The sequence below is a fragment of the Chryseobacterium hilariae genome (assembly GCF_051400735.1).
In the GTDB taxonomy this organism is placed as follows: domain Bacteria; phylum Bacteroidota; class Bacteroidia; order Flavobacteriales; family Weeksellaceae; genus Chryseobacterium.
This window is the reverse complement of record NZ_JBLFFJ010000004.1, coordinates 1-26,809: the sequence shown is the minus strand read 5'-3', so window position 1 is coordinate 26,809 and position 26,809 is coordinate 1. Positions and strand designations below refer to the sequence as shown.

The following is a 26,809-nucleotide window of genomic DNA, read 5'->3' as shown; positions in this document are numbered from 1 at the left end:
TTCATATTTATTTAGTGTTTTTTGAATATTTTTATTGCCTGTGAATTAAATTCCTGTGAATAATCTGGATGGCTTAGTCCTTTAGATATGGGGTTCAGGAATATAATAGTCTCCGGAAGCCTGTTCAATGTACTGATGTCAAAATTGTTGTCTGAAACCAGAAGTATATGAATATTTTTATTGATTTCCGAAAAATCATTAATATAATTCAGCTTTCTTCTTTTGACCAGATACGTCTGTTTTGCTGTTTGTCTTCTTTCATCATTTTCAATGAACGAGAAAATTCTTCTTTCTGCCTGATAAAGGGTAAGCAGGATATCCTTCTGCCCGAAATCATCTGCAATATGCAGGATAGATGCATCTTTCGGAATATGTTTGTTCAGTTCGAAATAAACGGATTTGTTGGCATTAAAATCATCTTTTATTTCTTTTACCACTTCACTGTCTTTATAGAGATAGCTTAAGAATAATTTTTTCCTGAAATAATTTTCATCTTCCAGTTCATTTCGCAGCTTTGCAAATTCCTGTCTGAAGTATGCATTGATTTTTTTTGTTCTTTCAGAATAGTTTTCCCCGAAACTCAGATCATCTTTGCTTATTCTTTCCCCCACTTTTACGGTAATGCTTCCGTCATAGATAATGAAGTCTCCTTTTGGCAATACTTCAGAATTTCCATGAATGTACAGTGGGAGAATATCCAGTCCGAACTGTTCTGCAAGATAGAATGCTCCTTTGTGGAACCTTTTTACATCATTTGTATAAGAGCGTTCTGCTTCAGGAAAGACAACCAGCGAATATCCCTGCTCAATTTTTTCTTTCAGTTTTTCCATTCCGTTCTCTATTCCCTGGGAAACCGGATAAAAGCCAAGTGCTCTTACCAGTCTTCCAAAAACAGGAGAGTCATATACCCAGTCATTAACCAGATAGATGATTTTATGGGTCGCCATGGCAATGGCAAGCGTATCCAGGAAAGAAGTATGGTTGGCGATGATCACTGCCGGTCTGCTGAAATCTTCCGCAGGATTTTTGATCACTCTTTTCTTTACAAATGGAGTGATGTACAGTACAGATGTTAAAAATTTAGCTAAAATTAATTTAATGATATCTAAAGTTCTTCCTTTTGATCTTTTAATAAATACACTTCCGATAAGAGAGAAGACGAATCCTCCCAAACCGTAGTAAAAGAATGATATGATGCACCTTAGGAACAGCCTGAAAGTAATAGGGGAAAGTCCTTTTTTTGCCCTGTTTGTAATCACTAATCTGAACCAGAAAGGATAGAGCGTTGAGGTAATGATGATCACGGAGAACATCCCGATAAGTGCAACCAATGCCAATGAGTGTAATGCAGGATGCTTTGCAAAGATCAAAGAGCCGATTGATAAAATGGTCGTGAAAACTGCAAGAATAATAGAAGTCCTGTAAGTTGGAAGCTCATTTTTTCCTGTAGTATGCTCCTTTTGCATGGCTTTCGTCAGAAAAATACTGAAATCGTCTCCCACTCCAAAAACCAATGTACAGACTACCGTGCTGAAAATATTTAATTCCAATCCTAAAAAATACAGGATTCCCGCTGTTACGATCCCTGTCAGTACAATAGGAAACATAGTGAGAACAGTAAGCTCAAAATTTCTGAAGAAAACAATAATGGTCAAGATAATGGCCAGAAGAGAATAGTTGATCAGGGTACTGAAATCCCTTTTCAGCAGTCCCAAAAAGTTTTCATTCATTTGCTGGCGGTCAATAGCGAGAGCATCGTGGTTCTTTTCCACATCTTTTATGAAGGCGTCTCTTTTCTTGTCGTCCACTTTTACAACATTGGAAACTGTATAAAATCCGTTTTCATTGCTCAGGAACTCAGAGATCTGCAATGCTTTTACTTTCTCATAATCCCGGAGGCTTAATGTTGTGTAGTTCTTATTTAAAATATCATTGAAATTGTCAAAAGCATTGCTGTTGAATCCAAATTGATTTCCGCTGTTCATCAGTTCGGAAACAGTTCGGTTTTTTTTATCTCCATCCCAGAATTTATTCCAGATTTCAATCCTTTGTTTCTGATCTTTTTCAGAAAGGACAACATTTCCAAGTGAATTATAGCTCAGGATCTTTCCTTCCTTCTTTTCCTTCTCAAGAAAATGGCTCAGCCGGGAGTTTCTTGTCAGTGCCTCTTCCTCTGAATCTCCATAAGAAATGGTGTAAATGGATTTTGATGTGATATCAGAAAGTTTCTGAAGTTTGGCCTCGCTTATTTTTAATTCTTTCGGAATATAATTCAGGTCACCAATATCCTCATTGAATCCTACATGCCTGAAACCGAACAGGCAGGCAATAATAATGATAGAGCAGCCTATGATCAGAGGTTTGTTTTTCTCGTAAGGATAAGAACCGATCCTGTCGATAAAATTAATGTTGTGCTTACCTTCTTTCTGTTTAGGCTTATAAAGCTGGGGCACGATAATCAATGCGGTAATGGAAGAGAAAATAACTGTAATCGCAGCAAAGAGACCGAGATCTTTCAGAGCTTCAGAACGTACAAATACCAGGCATAAAAAAGAAACAGCAGTCGTGGCGCTGCTCAGTATAATCGGTTGTGTGATCTCTTTGTACAGCTCTTCTATATTATTGTTGTGCTTGTAATGGGTAAGAATATGGAGCGCATAATCTATGGTGATTCCGATAAGGATGGCACCCACACTCAGAGAAATAGCTGAGATCCTGTCTTTTATAAAATAAAGAATCAGCAGGGCCAGTAATACCGAAAATACAGTCGGAAGAAACACAATAATAGGTGTAAAGAAATTCCTGAAATAATAGATCAGCAGAACCAGCAGCACAGTCATGGAGATCATGACTGTATTCTGAATGTCTTTTTTAATCTGCTGGGCATTGGCCACAGCAATTACCGGAGACCCGAAATAGCTGAGCTCTGTTTTTCCTTTAAACTGCTTATTAACACTGTCTTTTATTTGGTTGAGCTGATTGACGAATGCCTCATTGTTTTTGGTGTCATTACTTTTGTTTTTAGGATCTATGAAAAGCAAAAGGTTTTTTCCGTCTTTCGTCACCACATAATTATCTTCAAGTTTGAAATCCTTGCTGATGTTTAAAGCATTCAGTTTTTTGATTCCTAAATAAGTAATTCCCAAAGGGTCTTTTTTAATGAATTCCTTTGTTACAAGACTTGTCGGCGAAACCAAAGAAACATAATTATTCTCTACCTGTTTAGCTATGCTGTCTTTTTGAAGTTTTCTTTCAATTTCCCTGTAATCATTTTCATCAAGGAAAAGAGGCAGGTTCTGGTTGACAAAATCAAATGTTTCCGAGATTTCACTGTCGTTCACTTTTCCCTGCACAGAGCCTATATATTTTTTCAGAGGCTCAATCTTTTGCAGGAAATTATCGGCCGTTTCAGAAAGCTGAAAGTTATCTTCATTGGATTTTTTCTCTATGATCACAATAATTTTATCTGAAAAATTCAGCTGCTTAAGAACTTTTGCGGTAAGATCGGACTTTTCATTTTTAGGAATTATCTGGTTGATATCCTCTTCAAAGTTAATTTTTGAAGCAAAAAAACCGCATAATACAGCTATTCCTAAAGCGAGAATTGCTGAAAGAAGCCTGTTTTTAGAAATCAGATAATATAAAAATATAAAGAAACGATGCATTACATTATGAAATCAAGTCTGCAAATTTAATTTTTTCAATATTAGTTCAAAACATTTCGGCTATAAGTTTGTCTGAAAATCAACAAAATATTCTAGGCAGAATAAAAAAATATTCTACTTTTGCAGAAGTTCCCTCTTGAAATATATTTTAAACCAATATTATTACTAAAGAAATAAGAATCTGTTTTAGATATGTTGAAAAAAAATGATGAAAAAATAAACGGATTGCTATTGACGAGCATTCCTTTTCTACCGTCTGCACTATCTTGTTACAGGTTTGCATTTTCTTTGCGTGTACTGCACTGGTTACAAAAAACATTAGACTAGCATGAGTTTATTACATCCATATTTCATCGTTGCAATTGCATACATGCTTTTCTTTAGTGTACAGGAAGTTTTCGGAAAAAGAGTAGAAAAAAAATGGCTTTGGTTTTTGGGGGTCTATCTTATTTTACTGGCTGGCTTCAGGGATAATGTAGGTCCGGATTACGGAAGTTATAAAGCAATTTATATTTATTCTGATACAAAAAGCTATTTTAGTATTTTTATGAAAATGCTCCACATGGAAGGTCCTGAGTATTTGGAAGTGGAGTGGCTGTATACACTCATTAACAAGATATTGCTGAATGTCTTTAATGCGCCCTTCTATGTGCTTACCCTCGTTATTGCTATCTGTGCTGTTTTTTTCAAAATAGAATACACAGAGGATAATACTTTTTACCCCTTTACATTTACCCTGTTCATGTTTATCCCTTACTTTTTTGTTGGGGAAAGCGGACAGATCAGGCAGAACCTGGGGACATTCATTGTTTATTTTGCGGTGCGCTATATTAAAGAACGGAAATTATGGCATTATCTCTTTTTTATATTTCTGGGTTCAGGTATACATACCGTTTGCTATCTTTTTCTCCCGATGTATTGGCTGGTCCGTATTCCATTAAGTAAAACCGTAATGCTTGTTCTGATCATCATCTCCATATTTCTTTCGCCATTTGAGGTATACCGGGTCTTTGGAAGCTTTTTAGACAGTATGGCCTCAGATAATATTCTGGTGAATGGATTGAACGGATATATGAATGAATATTCAGAAAGACTGAATGGGGGATTTGGAATTCCCGAAGCCATGATGATGATTTTGACGTTCTTTCTTTTTGCATTTGACACTAAGATGAAAGAGCTGTATCCATATTATGAATACCATAGAGCCTATGCCGTTTTGGGGATATGCCTTTATTTTATTTTCAGAAACAATCCGGTATTCTCATCCAGGCTTGTAGGGGCGTTTATCGGATTTTCTTATGTGTTGATCCCCAATACAATGTATGTAGTTTCAAGTGGTGTGAAAAAAATGATTTACGCTTTTATCATTGCACTTGTTATTTTTAACTTTGTTGTTTTCTCTTCCTTCCTAAATATCAAAGCGGGAAGATTTACTATTGAGCTTTATAAGAACCACATTCTTCCATAGGACTTATTTATTGATTATATTTTATAAAGGCAGCTCTGAAGCTGTCTTTTTTATTCTACCTTCTTTTCTCTATTCTTAAACAGTGATTCCCCTCATAAAATATATCAATTGGAAAAATTACTTTTGTATTCTGAAGTGCTGTTTTCTCATTTATAATCTTTTAATGATGATTTATTGATAAATTAATTAATGTATGCTTTTGTTATTTGTATTATTAATTATTTATTATTGATAAAGGCTTAAAAGTTGTATTTTCCTGTAATAGCACACAACTCTAAGGATATGAAAAATCTAGTTAAAAATTTTGCGGCAATTTTTTGCTTAGTGTCGATTTGTACCTACTCCAAGAATAGTAGTGGATTAAAAGGAAATCTTCCGTATGGATGTACAGAAAAAACAGTATCTGTAAAAGATACTTTGACGAAGCCTGCTGGCAGGATGGCGGCAGTCTTGGACTGGACAAAAGCTCCCAACAGTTATATTTTTGATCCCAGCCAAAACAGTGAAGGTTTGTTGGTTCCGGTAAGAAAAGCTTATGCTATGTGGCAGGGTGACGGATATATTAAAGGAGAAGGAATTCCTTCCGGTAACCTGACAGCAGAAGTATTGTGGGAAGATACCCACGGCCTGATTAAATCAGGGGAGAGATACTCGCTGGAAATTTTAGGTTCCGATGAAAATGCCAAAATAAAAGTTCCCATCAACAAAGCAAAAAAAGGGAATGCTGTCGTTGCTTTCAGAGTAAACAGCGAAATCTACTGGAGCTGGCATATTTGGGTAACCGATGATCCTACTAACGGATCAACTTACAAAAGCTTTGATAATATTACAAGAGCCAGACAGGATGGAACGGTTGAGCGGATTCCTGATTCCGAGTGGGGATGGATGGACCGTAATCTTGGAGCTTTAAGCAGCTCTATTACTTCTTCAGACTGGAACAGAAGTATAGGGTTGCTCTATCAATGGGGAAGAAAAGATCCCATTCCGCCTTTGGTAACAAGAGGAAATGATTTTTATGAGGTGTCAGGATCTATAGGAAGGATAAGACACAGGGGCGCGAAAAATTTTACCGGAGCTTTAAATATTGATAACCTCACGAAATATGTTCCGCTTGCAAGTGCAGAGGTGACCAATAACATCAGGCTTTCTGTGAAAAATCCGTTAAGTCTGATCTATGTGAACAAAGACGACAACAGCGGTCAGGCTTATTACAATAACAACCCCAATCTTCCGGTTAACTGGTTTGGAAATGCTGCCGGAATTCCGGATAGCAGGCTTTCAGAGCTTAATCTTTGGTCTGATAATTCCCGGGGATTGATCGGGACAGGGTATAATAATAATGCCAGCGCAAAGCCTTACTGGAGTAAATCTCCCTATGATCCATGTCCCAACGGATGGAGAATTCCTTCAATGCTGGTAGCGAATTTAGGCTCACAGTCCTATATAGATGATATCAGACTTGATTTTTCTCCTTTCGGGGTCAAAACCAATATGGCTAAAAATGTTTTCGAAGAAAATAAATACCATATTATTAAGCCTACAGATACAGGAGTTCCGTCATTCATGACAGGGTTTAAGGTATATCCAAACTTTGGCTTTGACCTTTCCAGTGCTGGCGGAAATGATATGGGGGTTTTTCCGGGAACAGGACAGCTGATCAGGAATGCCCACCTGGGGCAGTATACCGACCAGCATCATGTTGCCTTATGGACAGCAACAATGGCCAGGCATTTTGATACTTCCCCGGCGGTCATTACCAGAGGGCTTTTTATGATTCCTGATAAAGGTCAGGCGGATATGCCAGATCCCAATTATCCCAATATTAAAGGAAGATATTTTTATATGCCTATGTCAGGAATGTATACTTCTGAAGCCAATGGATGCCGGTGCATCAAAGATCCTCTTTATATCGTAGATGATTATAATTTTCCCTCCGAATATCTAGCGCCTAAAACAGAATACAGAGAAGGGATCAATAATCCTAATACCTATCAGGCTGTTAAAAATACAAAGTCTTTTACTGTAGAAATTCCAGTGAGCAAAGCCTTTGCAGTGCAAAGCCAGCTTTTGAATAACCAGGAAATATTAGATTCTCCTAATTTTAATAATTTAAAAGTAAATGTACTTTGGACTACTAACACTGCTTTGATTAATAAGGTATCAGTCATCAATCCAGCCCCGGCTTCACTTCAAAGTCTCAGTGACTCAAAGATTTCGGTGGTCATTAACCCAAGCCAGAGTGGAAATGCTGTAGTAACACTGCACAACGGAAGTATTTCTTCCCCGGTATACTGGAGCTGGCATATATGGATAACAGATTCTGCTCTGGGATCTTATAATTACAGGACAGAGCTTCCTGTGGCTGAGGCAGTCAACTATGTGAACTATGTGAGCAAAGCAGATGTTGTGCTTCAGACAGAATTTATGGACAGGAATCTGGGAGCGATAGATGCATTTCCGATAGTTGTTAATGCGATGACGCCAACGGCCGCAGAGCTTGCAAAAATAAGAGCTTCTACAGGACTGCATTATCAATGGGGAAGAAAAGACCCGATTCCTACCTTTCAGTATGCCGACAACAGAGCTTCCTTTAATGTGTTTTTAGGAACAGTATCAAATAACGGAACAATAGCTTATACTACACTAACGCCTGCTGTTTATAATAATATGTCAGGAAGCTATATTGTTCCTTATAATACCTATGCAGCTTCAACTGTTCAGAGTGCGGATAAGCCCGCAGAGAAAATAGCAAAAGTACTGTCTTACTCTGTGAAGAATCCTTTGGTATACATGATTCCAAGTTCTTTTGCGCCTTATAACAGTGCAGCGCCTAATTATACCAACGGAACAGACTGGCTTTCAAACGAGCCGAATCTTGCTGCTGACAGATGGGGTAGAGGAGGCAAAAAATCACCTTTTGACCCTTGCCCGGAAGGTTGGAGAATTCCGGATCTTACCAATGTAGCATTGATTGCCAATCAGGATTTCGGACAGTCACCCTGGTATAAAAAAGACAAAAAAATAGCCACTTTTTATAGTGTCAGTACAGATTATGCTGGATATAGAGTAAGGAATCCCTCCACGACTTCTACCATAGGGTATATGCTTATCGGTCCATCCTATATACTTGGTAATTTCCCGGATTCAGGTTCACGAGGATACAGGAGTGTTCTGGCTAATCAGTCTCCGCAGGGGACATTCAATACGGTCAATTTTCAATATCCGGGTGTATGGACAGGAGCTTTGACAGCAAACTATCTGGGAAGATCGGTCAATGTTTTATTTGACGCAGCTTCTACTGCCAACCGGTTTGTGGCATTTAATGATAATAACGACCCATATTTAGGAACGAGCTGCCGATGTGTGAGAATAAAGTATGATAGTCAGGGAAATGAAGCGGGGCCTATTCCTGAATTACAGGTTACAGCTCTCACTTTAGGAAAAGAAGCTGCAGTTTCAAATACTGCTGAGATGAAAGAAATAATAAATGAAAACAAAATATCATTATTTCCAAATCCGGTAAAGGATGTTCTGTATATTAACACTTCGGATAAAGCAAGCTATTATTACCAGCTCTACAATGTTTCTGGACAGCTGGTAAAATCCGGCAAGTTTGAAAACGGAAAAACAGATCTGTCAAACCTCAGTTCAGGAGTATATTTAGTGAGAATTAACAATTCTGAAGAAATTGTGAAAATTATTAAACAGTAAATTAAAAAAAGCAGTACAAAGGCAGAGCAGGATTCCCTGTTCTGCTTTTATACATATGCTTGTATCTATCACAGTTGATGAAAAATTCTATATCATCTATTTTACAGAGGCTGAATTTTAAGCTAAACAGTACGCCTTAAAGGACTTGATGTCTTTAAAAATGCCCTCAGGAACGTATGTTAAACACATCTAAATATTAAATTAAACTGTTTTAACAAAATGTATATAATAAAAAAGCTTTACTTTTGCAAAAAAATTTTTTAGAATGTCGAAAAATTTAGTAATCGTAGAGTCACCGGCAAAAGCAAAAACTATTCAGAAATATTTGGGGAAAGATTTTGAAGTGAAATCAAGTTTCGGACACATCCGCGACCTTCCCAAAAAAGGAATGGGAATAGACCTTGCCACATTCAGTCCTGATTATGAAGTTTCGGCTGACAAAAAGAAGCTGGTAACCGAATTAAAGGCTGCCGTAAAGAAAGCCGAAATGGTATGGCTGGCTTCCGATGAAGACCGCGAGGGAGAAGCTATTGCATGGCACCTGGCGGACGAATTGAAACTGAAACCTGAAAACAGAAAAAGAATTGTTTTCCACGAGATTACTAAAAATGCCATTCTAAAAGCCATTGAAAATCCCAGGGATATTGACCAGAATCTTGTGAATGCCCAGCAGGCAAGAAGAGTGTTGGATAGGATCGTAGGTTTTGAAATGTCTCCGGTTCTCTGGAAAAAAGTAAAACCGGGTCTTTCTGCAGGAAGGGTACAGTCTGTGGCCGTAAGATTAATCGTAGAAAGAGAAAAAGAGATCCGCGAGTTTGTTCCGAAAGCAAGCTTCAAGCTGGACGGGATCTTCTTAAATAAAGCAGAGCAGGAAATTGCTGCCAAGCTTAAAAAAGACTTCGAAAAAGAAGAAGACGCAGAAAAATTCCTTGAAAAAGCAAAAACTACAGAATTTAAAGTTCTTAACGTTGAAACAAAACCGGGAACACGTTCTGCATCCGCACCATTTACCACTTCCACCCTACAGCAGGAAGCCTCTTCAAGATTAGGATATAACGTAACCAATACGATGCGTCTTGCACAGAGACTGTATGAAGAAGGATACATTACCTATATGAGAACCGACTCCGTGAACCTTTCCCAGGAAGCAATCGAAGGCGCGAAAAAGCAGATCACTTCAGAATATGGAGCTGAATATTCTTCACCAAGAAATTATACTACAAAATCTGCCTCTGCACAGGAAGCTCACGAAGCGATCCGTCCGACTGATTTTGCGGTGAAAAGTATCGGTGATGCTCAGTTGAACAGATTATACCAATTAATATACAGAAGAACACTGGCTTCCCAGATGGCTAATGCTAAAATTGAGAAGACTGTGATCGAAATTGGAAATGCATCACTGCCCCAGCATTTTGAAGCGCAGGGTGAGGTAATCATTTTTGATGGTTTCCTAAAAGCTTACGGAATTGTAAAGACAGAAGACGATGATGAGGAAAACAACGAAAAGCTTCTGCCTAAGGTAAGTGTTGGTGAAATTTTAAGCTACAAAAAAATCACCGCTTCAGAGAAATTTACAAGACCAAGCGCAAGATATACGGAAGCCGGACTGGTAAAAAAGCTGGAAGAATTGGGAATTGGACGTCCGTCTACTTATGCACCGACGATCCAGACCATTCAGAACAGAGAATATGTAGACAAAAGAGAGATTGATCCTCAAACCCGTGAAGTGGTTAAGATGTCTCTTACAAAAGATAAGATCAAAAAAGAAGTTCTTGAAGAAAAATTCGGGGGTGACAAAAATAAATTTGTACCGACAGATATCGGTGAGGTTGTTAATGATTTCCTGACAGATAATTTCAAAGAAATCCTGGACTATGGCTTCACAGCAAGAGTAGAAGAAAGTTTTGACGAAATTGCGAACGGAGATCAGAAGTGGAAAGAAATGATGACCAATTTCTACTCAAAATTCCACCCGAGAATTGAAGATGTAGAAGAAAATGCAGATAGAGCTAATGGTGACAGGCTTCTTGGAGTAGATCCTAAGACCGGTAAAAATGTTCATGCAAGAATCGGAAGATTCGGAGCGATGATTCAGATCGGTGAAACGGAAGATGAAGAAAAGCCAATCTTTGCATCATTAATGACCGGGCAGAATATTGCAACCATCTCTTTGGCTGAAGCACTGGAGCTTTTCAAATTGCCGTTTGAGCTTAATGAATTTGAAGGTCAGGCTGTTTCTGTAGGGGTGGGAAGATTCGGACCTTATGTGAAGTGGGGAGAAACGTTTATCAGTATTCCGAAAGGTGAAGATCCTCTTTCTGTAAGCCAGGCGCGTGCAGAAGAAATCATCAACGAAAAGAAAAAAGCTGATGCGCCGATCGCTACTTATAAAGGAGATCCGGTAACCAAAGGAACAGGAAGATTCGGACCGTTTATTAAATACAAAGATATTTTTGTAAATGTTCCAAAAAAATATAACTTCGATAATCTTTCACAAAGTGACATCAACGAATTAATAGATGCCAAGCTGGAAAAAGAAGCCAACCGATATATCCAGCAGTGGGAAAAAGAAAAAATTTCTATTGAAAACGGAAGATGGGGCCCATTCGTTAAATTCGGAAAAGCCATGTTCAAGATCCCGAAGAAAAAAGATGATACAAAATATGAAGCCGAAGAGCTGAAGGATGTATCTCTGGATGAGGTGAAAAAATGGATCACAGACCAGGATAAAAATGCCTTTGCAGAGAAAAAGAAGCCGGCCGCAAAAAAAACTGCAGCCAAGAAAACAGCTACAGCAAAAAAGCCAGCTGCTAAAAAGAAGTAATATTAAAATAATTATACAAAGCCGTTAACAATATGTGTTAACGGCTTTTTTTATCAACAAAAGTTGCCACGGCATATGGACTTGCTCTGGTTTTTTTGTATGTTTGCTCGGTAAAGCAATTAGTCAATTAACCTATTCCCAAGTTTTCAGATTAAAATATGGATTTTGAAGATTTTATTATTTCACCAAGAAATTTCAAAACAGAAAGCTGGCAGATCGGCAGCAGAATTACAAAAGATATAAAAGAAGACAGCATTGTTCTTCTCTTTGTTTCAGATTACAGAGGAGCGGGCGGTGATGCGGAAGTACAGGATTTTACAGCGGTAAGAAAGGAGTTTTATAAACTTTCGCAGCTAGATTTTGAAGTTCCTGTCGTGGATCTTGGAGATCTGGTTTCCGGAAAATCAGTTCAGGATTCCCATTATATTCTGCAGGAGGTTTTGTCGGCGTGTCATTACAAAAGAGCCCTTCCTGTGATTATCGGCGGATCCAATGATTTTGCTTTCTCATTATTTTCGACATTGAATTTTCATAAGAAAAACATTAATTATACCCAGATCAGCAATATTATTTCTCTACAACAGGGTGAAACAATCAATGAGCATACTTTTTTGGGGAAAATTTTAGGTTCCAAGAATTTCTCCATCAAAAACTATCATCATCTGGGTTACCAGAAACACCTGAACGAAGCAGATTCAATAAGACTGATCAAAGACGTTGAGTTTGATATCATCCGTCTTGCTGAAATGATGAATTCCACCGAAAAAACAGAGCCTTTCTTCAGGAAAACAGATTTGGTAACCTTAAACTGCGATGCTGTTGAAAGCTTCAGTGAGCCTTTTTCCATGAACCCTCAGGTCAACGGATTGAATCGAAGAGAGATCTGCGCCTATATGAAAGAAATAGGTTTGAGTGAGAATTTAAAATCTGTAGGAATTTTTAATTACAATATTTATTCTGAAAGTCAGCTGAATCACCAGCTGCTGGCACAGATGATCTGGTACCTGATCGAAGGAATCAATATCCAGCGGTCTCATCCCAAAGAAAGGCATTACGAACTGTTCTATGTTTTGATTGATGATAACCAATATGCTTTCAAAAGGGATACTTTCAGCAATCTATGGTATTTTGGAGAAGATGAAAATATTGAAAACTGTATTCCATGTTCTAAGAAAGACTTTGAAGAAGCAAAAAGAGGAATGCTTAATCCCAGGCTGACTTTTTAATGATGCATAAAGATGAAAAATTAATGTCAAATATTGTTTGTAACCGGTGCCCAGCTTCATTTATTATTGAATAATAAGTTTAGGCAGGTGAGGAGAGTTATTTTTCCTCCAAAACCGGAAAACAAACTGTAGATCGACCAAGAAGATCTACGAAAGCCTTTTTAAGATGTAGCAAAAGGAATTGTTTAATTTTAGAAAACACAAAATGAAGGTTTCAATTATAGTTCCCGTATATAATGTAGAAAATTACCTGGCAAAATGCCTGGATTCCCTCATTGGCCAGACTCTTCAGGATATCGAGATTTTGGTCATTAATGATGGCAGCAAAGACCGATCAGAACTTGTTATTGAAGAATACGCACGGAAATTTCCGGATAAAATAAAAGCTTTCAACAAAGAGAACGGAGGTCTGAGTGATGCCAGAAATTTTGGTATCGAAAGAGCTTCGGGAGACTATATAGGTTTTGTAGATAGCGATGATTATGTCATGGAAACGATGTTCGAAGAAATGTTGCAGCTGGCGGAAAAACATCAGGCTAAAATGGTTATCTGCAACATCCAGAAAGTAGATCAGCACGGAAAAATAACTCAGAAACTCGCTCAGATTCCCAATATGTCCGAAAAAATAGAGCTTGAAGATCATTTTTCTGTTTTTTCAGACCTCAGTTACTTTGCCTGCAACAAGCTGTTTAAAAAAGAGCTCTTTGATCAGAAGAGATTTAAAAAAGGAGCCCATTTCGAAGATATTCAGCTGATACCGCAGCTGCTTCTGGAATGTAAAACTTTGGCCCAGACACAGAATTTTCATTATCAGTATCTGGAGCGCACGGATTCTATTACAAAAACCCACACAGAAAAAGGACTTGATATCCTGAATGCCGTAAAAGATGTGGAAAAGGTATTTGAAAAATCCGGATATTCCCATAAAAGAAAAGAGCTTAGAAACTTTCAGATTTTTGAAGGAGTATATTCTTTTTTGGCCTACCTAGCTTTTGTAAAAGACAGTGGCACATTTTATAAAATGGACGGTGAACTGGCGGTTTTTATGAAGGAAAGGAAAATAAAAATTCGAGATATATTAAACTATAATCGTTTTGGTAAGAATTATCTTTTATCTTTGCCATTGAAAAAAAAGATATTTTATCTGTTATTTTTTGCAGGACAAAAGAAGCTGATAAGAAAATTGTTATAACACAAATGATAAGTACAATTATTTCAGTCATTTTATAAAACATTGAAATTTAGCACCTTGCGGAGGTGTTTGGCGGGTTTTATTAGAGATGTTGATGATGTGCTTGATAAAAAAAAATGAAGAATTTTGAATTGTTCTTAAGCGAATCAGGAATTTCTATTTTTTACGTGAAAATAGGGTTGGGTTTTCTATTCTCTTTTTTAATTACCTTTTTCTCTATTCCTACCATCATTAAGATCTCCAGAAGAAAGAATCTTATGGATGAGCCGGGCATAAGAAGTTCGCATCTCAGAAAAATCCCCAATCTTGGCGGGATAGCCATCTTTTATTCAATCGGAATCTGCGCATCCATATTTGCGTATGAACTTTTTGACCTTTACAAGTTTTTATTTGCTTCGTTAATTATCCTTCTGTACATAGGGGTAATGGACGATATTGTTGTGATGAGAGCCTATAAGAAGCTTGTGGCCCAGATCATAGTATCTGCATTGGCTGTAATAGGGTCCGATATTAGAATCAGAAGCTTGTTCGGGATATTTGGAATCTATGAAATGAGCTATTTCATAAGTGTGCTGTTCAGTATCATTACTTTTATTATCCTCATCAATGCTTTCAATCTTATTGACGGAATAGATGGGCTTGCCGGAGGATATTCTGTGATCTGCAGCGCCCTTTTCGGAATAAGCTATTACAGGTTGGGAGACTATAATTTTCCTTTGGTTGTCTTATCGGTTGTCATTATAGGTACTGTACTGGCATTTCTATACTATAATTTATCTAATTACAGAACCAATAAAATATTTATGGGAGATACGGGATCTATGCTTCTCGGTTTCCTTTTGGCGTTTACCTCGATCTGCTTTATTGATATCTTCATAGACAGAGAGCTTCCCAACGTGCCCAGATATCATCTGCAATCTGCACCGGCAGTGGCCGTTGCTATTCTTATTCTGCCGATTGTGGATACTTTAAACGTCATTATTGTAAGGTTGTGCAATAAAAAATCACCTTTTGATGCGGATAAAAACCACATTCATCACAAGTTGCTGAAACTAGACCTTACCCATAGGCGCTCCACATTTTACATTATTGTTTATTATCTGATGATTGTAGGTGTGGCCTATTATTTAAGACATATCAATATAAATCTCCTTCTTTTGATCATTGTTTTATTAGGTTTTTTTGGAGCTTATCTTCCAGATCTTATATATCATTTACGAAATAATAAGAAAATAAGAATTTAATTTTTACTTTTGCAAATAACATCCCAATATGATGAAGAACTTGAAATATTTATTTTTATTATTGCCCTTTTTTATTACATCCTGCATCACCAAAAAAGATGTAAGGTATATGCAGCCAAGCGAAAGCCTGGTGATTAATGAGGAAGGACTTATTCCCTACAATATTCCTACTTACAGAATTACAAAGAATGACATTCTTACCCTTAATATTGTAACCACTCCCAAGGGAGATGCTGCGCAATTTTATTCATCTTTGAATTCCTCCGGAGGAGCAGGAGGATCGAATAACTCTGGAATAGGTATAGGTGGCGCCGGTAGCTCTAGCGTCGGTGGAAATATAAACTTTTATTTTAACGGATTGAAGGTAGATTCCAAAGGAGATATTAATGTATTCGGAATAGGATTTGTTAAAGCCGAAGGAAGAACGCTGGAAGATATTACTCAGGAGCTTCAGGAAAAAGTAAATGAAAACTTTCAGGAAGGAAAAGCTGAAGTAAGGCTCAATACAAACGGAATCACCTATTATATTCTGGGAGATGTGGAAACTACAGGTCTTTCAGGAGAAAAAGTGGCGCACAAAAATACGCTTACCATTACAGAGGCATTAGCTATTAACGGAGGTTTGAACAGAACGATTGACCGTACAAATATCGTTATCCACAGAAAATTGCCCGAAGGAATAAAAAAGGCAAAAATAGACCTTACCCGCGAAGATATCATGAATTCTCCGTACTATTACGTACAGAATGGTGACGAGATCTATCTGAATACCAGAGGAAAAAGCTTAAACGGATTCGGAAAAGACCCTGTACAGACTTTAACAACTGGGGTATCGGTGATTACTACAGCATTATCAATTTATCTGCTTCTTAAAAACCTTTAACCATGATTCCAGATAAAGACACCAAAATAGGGAAGAACGAATCCCAGAAGGAAAAGTACGGATCGTTTGCATTATTTGATATTGAGCATTTTGTAAGAAGAATACTCAAAAACTGGTATTGGTTTGTGTTTATGCTGTTTATCGGCTACATTATTTCATGGGTATACAGCAAATATTATGCACAGAGCATTTATGCATCAAATCTTTCTCTGAGCGTATCCAATAATACCTCCAGCTATTTTACCCCAAGCCAGTCTGTCAATTTGATCTGGGGACAGAGCGGAAATCAGGACGGAGTTTATCTGAAAAAAATGCTATTATCAAGATCTCACAACGAGTTTCTGGTAAAAGAGCTTGATCTTTTTGTTAATTATTCCACAAAAGGATTAATTAAGTCAACCTATATTGATAAAACAGATTCTCCTATCTTTTTGCAGATTGATAGAAAACATCTTCAGCAGACTGATTATCCCATCACCCTTATTCCAAAAGGCGGAGACTCTTATGAAGTGGTCCTTCCGGAAGAAGGGCAGTCTACCAATTTATATAATTACGAAACGGAAGGATTTCAGTCCATAAATGGATATAGCAGACCCGCTAATAAGATTGTAAAAATCAACGAATGGTACAACTCCCCGAATCTTAGATTCAGACTGCTTAAGAATACAGGGACTCCTAAAATAAAATTTGAAAATATTATTGTAAAGCTTAGCTCTGTAAATCAAAGTGTTAATGATATTGTATCTACAATAGGAGTTGAATTTGACAAAGAAATCGGGACCATTATGATTATCACCAAAAAAGGTTTTAATCTTAACAGTACTGTTAATTTCTTAAACAAATCTGTAGCCGAGCTTCAGAAGAAAAGGCTGGCAGACAAAAATATAGTCAACAAGAATACAGACATTTATCTTCAGAGTAATATAAATGATATCCGTAAAAAACTGGATTCAAGTGCAGCGGTGCTGAATTATCTGAAAACTTCTGAAAAACTTTATAATATCAAAGACAGAGACGAAAAGTCTTTAGACAAAATAAAAGACCTTGAAGCGAAAAAAGCAGATATTATAAGCAAAATCAGCTCACTGAATAATATCAAAAATACACTGCAGGCCAGGGATTTTGATAAAATGATCAGTACCAATGCAGCAGGTTTTGAAGATGGCTTCTTTACAGCTTCTGTAGCAGAGCTCAAAGCTTTATATATGAAGAAAAGAGAGATGGCAACCATCTATAAGCCAAACTCTGAGCCTATGAAAGAAATAGACAGGCTTATTAATGAGGCAAGAACGGGCTCATCCGGTTCTTTACGAAATTATTATACGAAATATTATGATGAAATCAATAAAATAGACCGTCAGGTAGCAGAAGCCAATTCAGACCTTACCTCATATCCTGAAAAAGAAAGAAAATATCTAGATGCAGAAAGAGGGTACAGTATGATTGAGGCGACCTATAACAGCCTTCTGAACAGGCAGAATGATGCACAGATGAGAGTGGCTACCAACCAGTCTGATATTACAGTAATAGATCCTGCGAAGAATTTGGGACAGTCACCGATTGGACCTAATGTGAAAGCAATAAAATCAGGGATTATGTTTAGCTTATTGCTGCTTCCATTACTATTCATTCTGATCGGGGCAGTGCTGGACAACAAGATTCGAAACATCAAAGAACTGTTGAGTGCAACAAAAATTCCGCTCCTTGGTGTTATCGGCAACAACAGCAACGAAAATATGCTTACCGTTTTGGAACAGCCTAAATCATCCGTATCAGAGGCGTTCAGAGGAATCAGAGCCAGCATGAGATTCCTGATGGAAAACAACAAAGAAGATGGTAAAGGGAAAACTATTTTGATTACTTCTTCCATCGGTGGAGAAGGAAAAACATATATTTCCATCAACCTGGCTTCAGTGATAGGGTTAAGTGATAAAAAAACAATCCTGCTTGGGATGGACCTTAGAAAGCCTAAGATCTTTGGGGATTTTAAAATTGATAATAAATATGGTATCTCCAATTACCTGACAGGAGAAGTAGAAATAGAACAGATCATCAACAAAACCAGGATTCCGAATCTGGATGTGGCGACTTCCGGACCGATTCCTCCAAACCCTTCAGAGCTTTTGATGAGCGACAGAAATATCGGGTTTTTAGAAGAACTGAAAGAAAAATATGATTTCATCATCATCGATTCACCGCCGGTAGGTTTAGTGGCAGATTCTTATGAGTTGATGAAACATTCTGATGCTAATATTTATATAGTCCGCCACGAATATACCGAGAAGTATATGCTGAAGATGATCACTGAGAAATACCATAACGGAGAGATTGATCATTTAGGGCTTATATATAATGACTATAATAAGAAACAGGGGTATGGATATGGTTACGGATATGGCTACGGATATGGCTACGGCTATTTTGATGAAGATAAAAATTATAAAGAGCCATTATTAATAAAAATACGAAATAAGGTCCAAACAATATTTAATAAAAAATAGCGTTTTAAACCCTCAGCAAATGGGGGTTTTTTTATACATTCAGTATTGGTAATCTAAGGAAAAAAGAATATTTTTGGCACTTTGCCGTTTACTTTATAACAAATTATGTTTTTTTGTTTATTTTTAACTATACATTAAGAATATCATTAATATAAAAATGTTTTATATTTGCAAAAATTAAATTTTAAAATAACCATAAATCCATATTCTTTTATGAATAAAAAATTATTGTTTAGCTTTCTTGCCTTCCTTGGAGTGGTAAGTGTTAAAGCACAAAGAAACGAATTGGGAGTTCGTCTGGGTATGAGTAACCTTGTTGGGGACATAGGAAGGACCAATTATATTTTACAAAAGCCATTGGATTTAGACAGAATGTCAGATTGGGGTTTCCCATTCTATGGTGGTTTATTATATAGATTTAATTTTAACCCGCACCAGACTGTTAGATTGGACTTGGGATACAACCAGATCCAGTTTAGTGATAAAGCTGCGAAAGAAGAATATAGAGTGAATAGAAATTCATACGGAAAAAATAACGTATACGAAGCAAGCTTAATGTTTGAATACAACTTTTTTCCTGTCAATAATGAGCAGGTAAGTATGGTGAGCCCTTACATCTTTGGTGGTATCGGTGCTTTGATGTTTGATGCTCCTAAAGCTAACCTTGTAAATGATTTTAGAAGAGATGCGGATGGAGTGGCTCAGGCTCCTCTTAATGAACTGGACTTTAAATCAACTCCGGAATACTCATTAGGAAAAAAAGTAACAATGCATATCCCTTTTGGGGTAGGTTTAAAGTATAAGTTCAATCATAATTGGGCTATATTTGCAGAAGCTACATTTAGATATACGCTGACGGATCAGCTTGATCATAGTAAAATACTTTCTAAAGATGTAACGTCCAGCTTTAATGCAGATATTTTGGACCCCACTACAGGCGGTTCACTGTTACAGTCAGGAAACTATTATGCGGTCTCTAAAGAAAGAGAGCAAGAACTTATTAACAAAAGAAATATAGGAGATGAAAGGTCTAAGGACTGGATGAATACTTTTAGTTTAGGACTTACCTATTCATTCGGAAGACCTCCATGCTACTGTGATTAACTAATATGTCGTTGATTAAAGATAAAATAAATTCTCAGAATTTACCGAAACACGTCGCCATCATTATGGATGGCAATGGAAGATGGGCAAAAACACGTGGCGAAGAAAGAACCTTCGGCCACAAGAATGCCATTAATGCAGTAAGAAATGCCATTAATGCCTGTAATGAGATTGATATACCTTATTTAACACTGTATACATTTTCTTCTGAAAACTGGAGCCGTCCCGCAGATGAAGTAAGTACACTGATGAATCTGCTGGTAGAAACCTTATTGCTGGAGGCCGAAGAGATCTTTAGCAAAGGACTCAGAATGCATGTTATAGGAAACCTGGAAAAGCTTCCTTCTCTCGTGAGAGAACAGCTGGAACGTGTGGTAGAACTTACAAAAGAAAACACAAAAGGCAATTTAGTGCTGGCAATAAGCTACGGCTCACAGAATGAAATATTAGATGCCGTAAAAAACATCAGTTCCGATGTAAAAGAAGGAAAAGTTGATATTGAGAATATTGATGAAAAACTATTCGAAAATTACCTTTATACAAAAGACTTTCCTCCTGTAGACCTGCTGATCAGAACCAGCGGGGAAACCAGAATAAGCAACTTCCTGCTTTGGCAGATTGCTTATGCCGAACTACAGTTTTTAAATGTCTTGTGGCCGGATTTTACAAAAGATATCTTCTTCCAGTGTATTGTTGATTATCAGAATAAAGAAAGAAGATACGGCTTAACTGGCGAACAGATAAATGCCCAATAAATTTAAAGAAAAGAAAGACTCGATAAAATGAAGTTTAGACTATTACCCATCATAATGTTTGCTGCTTCGGCACATTTTTATGGACAAGTAACTCCTCAGGACAGCACTAAAGTTAATAATGCTGTACACGCAGAAAATGAAGCAGGAACTTACACTCTTAAAGACATTGTTGTAGATGGGGTAAAAAAATATACGCCGGCACAAATCTTAAGATTTACTGGCTTAACTAAAGGAGAAGCTGTAGATATTCCGGGACAGAAAATCAGCAATGCTGTTAAAAAGCTTTGGGATACCCAGTCTTTTTCAGAAGTTGAAGTTTATGTTCAGAGTATTGAAGGGCAGACCGTAATTTTGAGATTCTACCTTGAAGATCTTAAAGAACTTGGAGAAGTAAAATTCACAGGTAAAGGGATCGGTAAATCTAAAAACGAAAAACTCACAAAGGACAACAATCTAAAACCTGGAACGAAAATCACCCAAAACCTGATTTCTAGCCTTAAAACTAAGGTTCCTCAGGATTACGTGAAAAAGGGCTTTGCTGATGCTAAAATTACCATTCAGGACAAAGTGAATGCAAATGATCCATCCATGGTAGACTGGACCATCAATGTAGAGAAGGGTAAAAGAATAAAAATTGACCATATCGAATTTGAGGGCAACCCAAGCGTTACAGATACAAAGCTTAGAAAAAAAGCCTTCAAAGAAACCAAACAGAGAAGATTTGGTATCGGAGGTATCCTGAAATCTTCAAAATTCATTGAAGAAAAATACCAGGAAGACAAACAGAGTCTTATCAGCTACTATAACTCTTTAGGATATAGAGATGCCAAGATTGTTTCAGATTCCGTATGGAGAAACAAGAGAAATAATTATGAAATCAATGTAAAACTTAACGAAGGTAAAAAGTATTATATCGGTGATATTACATTCACCGGAAATACCGTTTATTCTACAGAATATTTACAGAGATTATTAGGATATAAGAAAGGAGATATCTACGATGCCGTAGGTTTCAATAAAAAAGTAGGAGAAGACGGAGGTAAAGAGGATGACTCGGATATCAAATCTGTGTACATGAATAACGGTTACCTTTTCTCTAACGTAACACCGGTAGAAAAATCCGTATCAGGAGATGCTGTAAACCTGGAGATCAGAATTAATGAAGGAGAGCAGGCTACATGGAATAAAGTTACATGGCAGGGAAATACAACTACCCATGACCATGTTGTGCTCAGAGCCCTAAGAACAAAACCGGGAGAGCTTTTCAAAAAGACAGAAATTAAAAGAACCTACTTCGATTTAGCAGGAATGTCCTTCTTTGATCCACAGCAGGTAGGACAGGATATCCAGCCGAATCAGCAGGATAATACCGTAGATATCAACTGGAAACTGGTAGAGAAAGGTTCTTCTCAGGTACAGCTACAGGCTGGTTATGGAGGTAACAGCTTTATCGGGACACTAGGACTTACGTTCAATAACTTCTCTTTAAAGAACTTCCTTAAATTCAAAGACTTTAAACCGGTACCTCAGGGAGATGGACAGACTTTGTCTATTCAGGCTCAGGCAGGACAGTATTTCCAAAACTATGGTATTTCATTTACAGAGCCTTGGTTATTCGGAACAAAACCGACTGCCCTTTCAGTAAGTTTAAACACTTCCAGAGTAAAATATAATGACAGTAACGGGCTTGATCAAAAGCTTAACATCTTCTCGGCCTCAGTAGGTCTGAACAGATTGCTGAACTGGCCGGATGACTACTTCTCATTATACACAGGAATCCAGTTCCAGAAATATAAATTCAGTAACTATCCGTTCCAGTTTGGAGATACTACAGAATACTATGGTGATGCCAATAACTTAAGTCTTAACTTAGGTTTAAGCAGAAACTCTGCAGGTATTGACCCTATCTTCCCGACAATGGGTTCAAATATTGAAGTTTCTGCGAAAATGACCGCACCTTACTCATTGTTCAGCAATAAAGATTACTCTACCATGTCACCGGTTGACAAATACAAGTGGATGGAATTCTATAAAATAAAGTTCAAGGCTGATGTATATAATGAGGTTGCAGGAAAACTTGTACTGAGATCTTCTGCTGAAATGGGATTCATGGATGGGTATAACAAAAAACTTGGTGCTCCGCCATTCGAAAGATTCTATGTAGGTGGTACAGGCCTATTTGGAGGTAGATATGACGGACGTGAATTGATTCCATTGAGAGGATATGAAAATGCTTCAACATACGGAGGAGAAATAGATGATATTACTCAAAGAGGAGGAGGTACAATCTATAACAGATTTACACTGGAATTAAGATACCCGATCTCAATGAACCAAACAGCCAAAATCTATGCACTTACCTTTGCAGAAGGTGGTAACGTATGGAACTCCTGGAGTACATACAACCCATTCCAGCTGAAAAGATCTGTGGGAGTTGGTGTAAGAGTTTATATGGGAGCTTTTGGTTTGATCGGATTTGACTTTGCTTACGGATTTGACAAAACTGTTTCCGGAACAGAGCCATCTGGATGGAAAACACACTTCCTGATGAACCAATCATTATAATTCATATATATGAAGAACTTTAAAATCATTTTCACATCTGTATTGTTCCTGCTTTTCGGCCTTTCAAACGCCCAGAAAGTTGGAATAGTAGATACGGGCTATATTTTAGATAAACTGCCTCAATACAAAGAAGCAGAAGCAAGATTGAACGCTCAGATCGATACATGGCAGTCAGAACTTCAAAATCTGCAGTCAGAATACGAAAGAAAGAAATCAGCATTTGAAAGTGAAAAAGTCCTGTTGATAGGAGATCAGTTAAAGCTTAGAGAAAAAGAGGTAATGGATCTTGAAAAAAATATCAAAACGACTACCAGCCTGCGTTTCGGAGCTAACGGTGAAATTACCAAGCTGAGAACAAACCTGGTTGTACCATTTCAGGATCAGATCTGGACAGCTGTCAAAACAATGGCTGAGAAAAATGGATTGGGCACGGTTCTTGATAAATCCGATAACAATGTGCTATTCCTTCTGCCAAGATATGATTACACAGAAAAAGTATTAACCATCTTATTAAAAGGATCCACTGCATCTGATAAGAAGGAAAAAACCAGCAGTAAAAGTAAAAAGTAAAATTTTAAATTAACTTTTACTTAAAATTAAAATCTAAAAACAAATTAAATTATTTATTTTACCAATTATGAAAAAATTAAGTGTATTATTTGCCGCGGTAATAATGGTTGTATCGGTAAGTATGGCAAAAGCTCAGAAATTAGCTACTGTAGATTTAATGGGAGTTCTTAATGCAATGCCTGAAAAGAAAAAAGCAGATACTGACATAAAAGCTTTCTTAGATGCAAAACAAGCGGAAATCAAGAAAAAAACAGATGCTGCTCAAACTAAATTTCAGCAATATCAAACTGAAGCTCCTAAAAAAACTGCCGAAGAAAACACTGCTAGAGAAGCAGAAATGAAAAAGTTAGGAGAAGAAATCCAACAGATGCAGGAGAAGGCTCAAAAAGATCTTCAGGCTAAGCAGGATGTTGCTTTCGGACCAATCGAAAAAAAGCTGAACGATGCAATCGAGAAAGTAGCTAAAGCTAGCGGATACGAGTTCATCATGGATGCGAATGCTGGTGCATTAGTGTACAAGGCTGGTGCAGATGCTACAGCTGCTGTTAAAAAAGAATTAGGAATCAACTAATAAAATTAACAAAGTTTTATAAATTAACCGCCTCTTTTAAAGGCGGTTTTTTTATTTTTGCGCTATGGAAAAAGAAGTATCAACGACCGTAAAAGTAAGGTTCAGCGATTGTGATCCGATAGGACATTTGAATAATGTAAAATATTTAGACTATATGTTCAATGCCAGAGAAGATCATGTAGAAACATTTTATGGATTCACATACGAGGAATATACCAAAAAGACCGGATGTACATGGATTGCCATTCAAAATGAGATCGCCTATTTAAAAGAAGTAAGATACAATACTCAGGTTGTGATCAGCAGTAAGACCATAGAAGTTCAGGACAGGACGGCTAAAGTGGAAATACTCATGAAAAGCCTGGATGAAAAAACAGTTCATGCTGTACTGTGGGTTACAGTGATCTATTTCAATCTTAAAACCAGAAGATCAGAAATTCATCCCCAAGACATAAGGGAGACCTTTGGGAAGTTCTATGTAGATCTTGATCAGAAAGATTTCCAGCCTAGAGTGAAATTCTTAAGATCTCAGAACGCAAAAAATTCGTAATCAGGTGATGCCGGGAAATAACCTGTTTGTAGACCGGTTTACAGTATATCTTAAAAATAATAAATTATAGATGAAAAAAATAGCAGTAATAGGAAGTAATGGTCAGTTGGGGAACTGTATCAGAAAAATTGCTCCTGATTTTGAAAATACCTATGAATTCATATTTACAGATTCCCAGATCCTGAATATTACGGATGAAGATGAAGTTAATGATTTCTTCTATGATAATAAGCCAGACTACTGCATCAATGCTTCGGCATATACCGCAGTTGACTTAGCCGAAAAAGAAGAAGATAAGGCATTTGCTGTCAATGCTGATGGAGTAGCCTATCTTGCTCAAGCCTGTGCAGATCATAAATGCATCCTTATCCATGTTTCCACCGATTATGTATTCGATGGAGATACAAACCTTTCCTACTCAGAAGATGATTTTACCAATCCAACCGGAGTATATGGTCAGTCAAAAAGAAAAGGCGAAGAGCTGGCTCTGGAAATTAATCCCAAAACTATTATTCTGAGAACCTCTTGGCTGTATTCGGAGTTCAATAAGAATTTCGTTAAAACAATGCTGAATCTCTTCTCTCAAAAAGAAGAACTTGGAATTGTAGCCGATCAGTTTGGACAGCCTACCAATGCAAATGATCTTGCAGAAGCAATCATGGATATTATTGGAACCCAAAACAAAACCTTCGGTATTTTTCATTTCTCAAATTATCCGGAAACAACATGGTTTGAATTCGCCAAAAAAATCGCTGAATTTTCAAACTCTTCAGTAAAATTGAATCCTCTTACAACAGAACAATATCCTACTCCCGCCAAAAGACCGGCCAGAAGTACAATGTCGTTAGATAAGATAGAAGAAATATATAAAATAGAACTTAGACACTGGGAAAACAGTCTTGAAGAATCTGTTAAAATATTAACACAACAATAATATGATCAAGAACCTGGCAGTTGCCATTTCCATATTTTGCGTCCATCTGTGCAATGCGCAGAATGTATACCTTTCAAAAGTTGAGAAAACCAACGATAATACAGATAAATTCCTGTATAAAAAAACAGAGACTGCAATGGATGCCGAATATCTGGGAGAAATTGAAGTTCAGGGATTTTCCAGAGATGATGCGGCTGTTTTTTCCTTAATATATAAAAAAGCAAAAGAAATAGGAGCAAACACCTTTTCATTGAAGCCCTTTGAAAATATAGATGGTACTCCTCAGGATCTCAATCCGTCTAACTACAGGATTGCCTTATATTATACTCCCAAAGAAAAGCTGATTAATCAGAACGGAAAACTTTATGTCTTTGCTTCCTCCGATAAAGATCAGAAGATTAATATTAATAAGAAAGACTACCTACTTGCGCCTAGATCTTATATCACTCTAGATATTATTCCGGGAGAAGTGTATACCCTGTCAACAAAGAAGCTTTTAGGCTCTACTATTAAGGTTCAGCCTAAAACAAATGAGGAAAACCTGTACTTTCAGATTTCTTCGCTAAAAATAAAATCAGATACTTCCGGAACAGGTGGTTTAAATTTGAAATCCGGCGATATTATCGGATTGGAAAAATCTTATGCAGAGTTTTTAAGCCTTATCTACATCCAAAATAAACCATAATAATCCTTATTGACAACTGTAGAGGAAAAAATTAAACGGAAGTTTAAAATTTTTCTCCCTGCATACCAGTAGTTTATGATTTTATATTACATAATTGTAAATTTTATGTTAAATAAGTTTGTTTTGCGTTTGAATAAGTTGTTATCTTTGCCCCACTGAAAAACGCTAGTTGTTCAGCAGCGCAGGAGAGCTTTTAGATAAGCATAACTATTTAGAAAAAGCTTACTTGATATGGAGAAAGAGCTTTACAATATTTTAATAAATAAAAGTTGTGGGTTTTAATTTTTTTTTTGTATCTTTGCAGTCCGGTTAAACGGGGCGCAGGAGTGAGTAAAGATTGGAGTGATAGAAGGGGTTAAGG

At 37.1% G+C, this 26,809-nt stretch carries 17 protein-coding genes; 16 read left to right on the top strand and 1 reads right to left on the bottom strand.

Annotated elements, in window-relative coordinates; translation table 11 throughout:
- Positions 1 to 11: 11 nt before the first annotated feature.
- Positions 12 to 3,665 (bottom strand): MMPL family transporter, encoded by a 3,654-nt coding sequence (locus ACMGDK_RS12605; protein ID WP_436808286.1) that lies wholly within the window; start codon positions 3,663 to 3,665, stop codon positions 12 to 14.
- 328 nt (positions 3,666 to 3,993) lie between these two features.
- On the opposite strand from ACMGDK_RS12605, the gene ACMGDK_RS12600 reads away from it, so the two are divergent.
- From ACMGDK_RS12600 to ACMGDK_RS12525, 16 genes are all read left to right on the top strand, one after another.
- Positions 3,994 to 5,133: an EpsG family protein gene (locus tag ACMGDK_RS12600; protein ID WP_436808285.1), complete on the top strand. Its 1,140-nt coding sequence runs from the start codon at positions 3,994 to 3,996 to the stop codon at positions 5,131 to 5,133.
- A gap of 282 nt (positions 5,134 to 5,415) precedes the next feature.
- Positions 5,416 to 8,844, top strand: a complete 3,429-nt coding sequence (locus tag ACMGDK_RS12595; RefSeq protein WP_436808284.1) for a T9SS type A sorting domain-containing protein — start codon at positions 5,416 to 5,418, stop codon at positions 8,842 to 8,844.
- A gap of 265 nt (positions 8,845 to 9,109) precedes the next feature.
- Positions 9,110 to 11,668 carry a type I DNA topoisomerase gene (gene topA, locus ACMGDK_RS12590; protein WP_436808283.1) on the top strand — a complete coding sequence of 853 codons (2,559 nt, stop codon included), beginning with the start codon at positions 9,110 to 9,112 and terminating at the stop codon, positions 11,666 to 11,668.
- Positions 11,669 to 11,826: 158 nt separating this feature from the next.
- The gene (locus ACMGDK_RS12585; RefSeq protein ID WP_436808282.1) at positions 11,827 to 12,894 is read left to right on the top strand and encodes a formimidoylglutamase; all 1,068 of its coding nucleotides are present in this window, start codon (positions 11,827 to 11,829) and stop codon (positions 12,892 to 12,894) included.
- A gap of 205 nt (positions 12,895 to 13,099) precedes the next feature.
- Complete coding sequence (locus tag ACMGDK_RS12580; protein WP_436808281.1) at positions 13,100 to 14,086, top strand: glycosyltransferase family 2 protein; 987 nt, start codon at positions 13,100 to 13,102, stop codon at positions 14,084 to 14,086.
- 116 nt (positions 14,087 to 14,202) lie between these two features.
- The gene (locus ACMGDK_RS12575; protein ID WP_436808280.1) at positions 14,203 to 15,330 is read left to right on the top strand and encodes a glycosyltransferase family 4 protein; all 1,128 of its coding nucleotides are present in this window, start codon (positions 14,203 to 14,205) and stop codon (positions 15,328 to 15,330) included.
- A gap of 28 nt (positions 15,331 to 15,358) precedes the next feature.
- Entirely contained in the window at positions 15,359 to 16,213 is an 855-nt protein-coding gene (locus ACMGDK_RS12570; protein WP_436808279.1) for a polysaccharide biosynthesis/export family protein, read from the top strand.
- Between the two features lie 2 nt (positions 16,214 to 16,215).
- The gene (locus ACMGDK_RS12565) at positions 16,216 to 18,714 is read left to right on the top strand and encodes an exopolysaccharide transport family protein (RefSeq protein ID WP_436808278.1); all 2,499 of its coding nucleotides are present in this window, start codon (positions 16,216 to 16,218) and stop codon (positions 18,712 to 18,714) included.
- Between the two features lie 213 nt (positions 18,715 to 18,927).
- Positions 18,928 to 19,818: a type IX secretion system protein PorG gene (porG, locus tag ACMGDK_RS12560; RefSeq protein ID WP_436808277.1), complete on the top strand. Its 891-nt coding sequence runs from the start codon at positions 18,928 to 18,930 to the stop codon at positions 19,816 to 19,818.
- A gap of 5 nt (positions 19,819 to 19,823) precedes the next feature.
- Positions 19,824 to 20,573: an undecaprenyl pyrophosphate synthase gene (gene uppS, locus ACMGDK_RS12555; RefSeq protein WP_436808276.1), complete on the top strand. Its 750-nt coding sequence runs from the start codon at positions 19,824 to 19,826 to the stop codon at positions 20,571 to 20,573.
- 27 nt (positions 20,574 to 20,600) lie between these two features.
- Positions 20,601 to 23,138, top strand: a complete 2,538-nt coding sequence (bamA, locus tag ACMGDK_RS12550; protein ID WP_436808275.1) for an outer membrane protein assembly factor BamA — start codon at positions 20,601 to 20,603, stop codon at positions 23,136 to 23,138.
- Positions 23,139 to 23,147: 9 nt separating this feature from the next.
- On the top strand, positions 23,148 to 23,708 hold the full coding sequence (locus ACMGDK_RS12545) for an OmpH/Skp family outer membrane protein (RefSeq protein WP_436808274.1): 561 nt from the start codon (positions 23,148 to 23,150) through the stop codon (positions 23,706 to 23,708).
- 67 nt (positions 23,709 to 23,775) lie between these two features.
- Positions 23,776 to 24,279 carry an OmpH/Skp family outer membrane protein gene (locus ACMGDK_RS12540; RefSeq protein WP_436808273.1) on the top strand — a complete coding sequence of 168 codons (504 nt, stop codon included), beginning with the start codon at positions 23,776 to 23,778 and terminating at the stop codon, positions 24,277 to 24,279.
- 64 nt (positions 24,280 to 24,343) lie between these two features.
- The gene (locus tag ACMGDK_RS12535; RefSeq protein WP_436808272.1) at positions 24,344 to 24,829 is read left to right on the top strand and encodes an acyl-CoA thioesterase; all 486 of its coding nucleotides are present in this window, start codon (positions 24,344 to 24,346) and stop codon (positions 24,827 to 24,829) included.
- Between the two features lie 70 nt (positions 24,830 to 24,899).
- On the top strand, positions 24,900 to 25,763 hold the full coding sequence (gene rfbD, locus ACMGDK_RS12530) for a dTDP-4-dehydrorhamnose reductase (protein WP_436808271.1): 864 nt from the start codon (positions 24,900 to 24,902) through the stop codon (positions 25,761 to 25,763).
- A gap of 1 nt (position 25,764) precedes the next feature.
- A complete protein-coding gene (locus ACMGDK_RS12525) occupies positions 25,765 to 26,448 on the top strand; it encodes a hypothetical protein (protein ID WP_436808270.1) in 684 nt (227 codons plus the stop codon).
- The last annotated feature ends 361 nt before the right edge of the window (positions 26,449 to 26,809 follow it).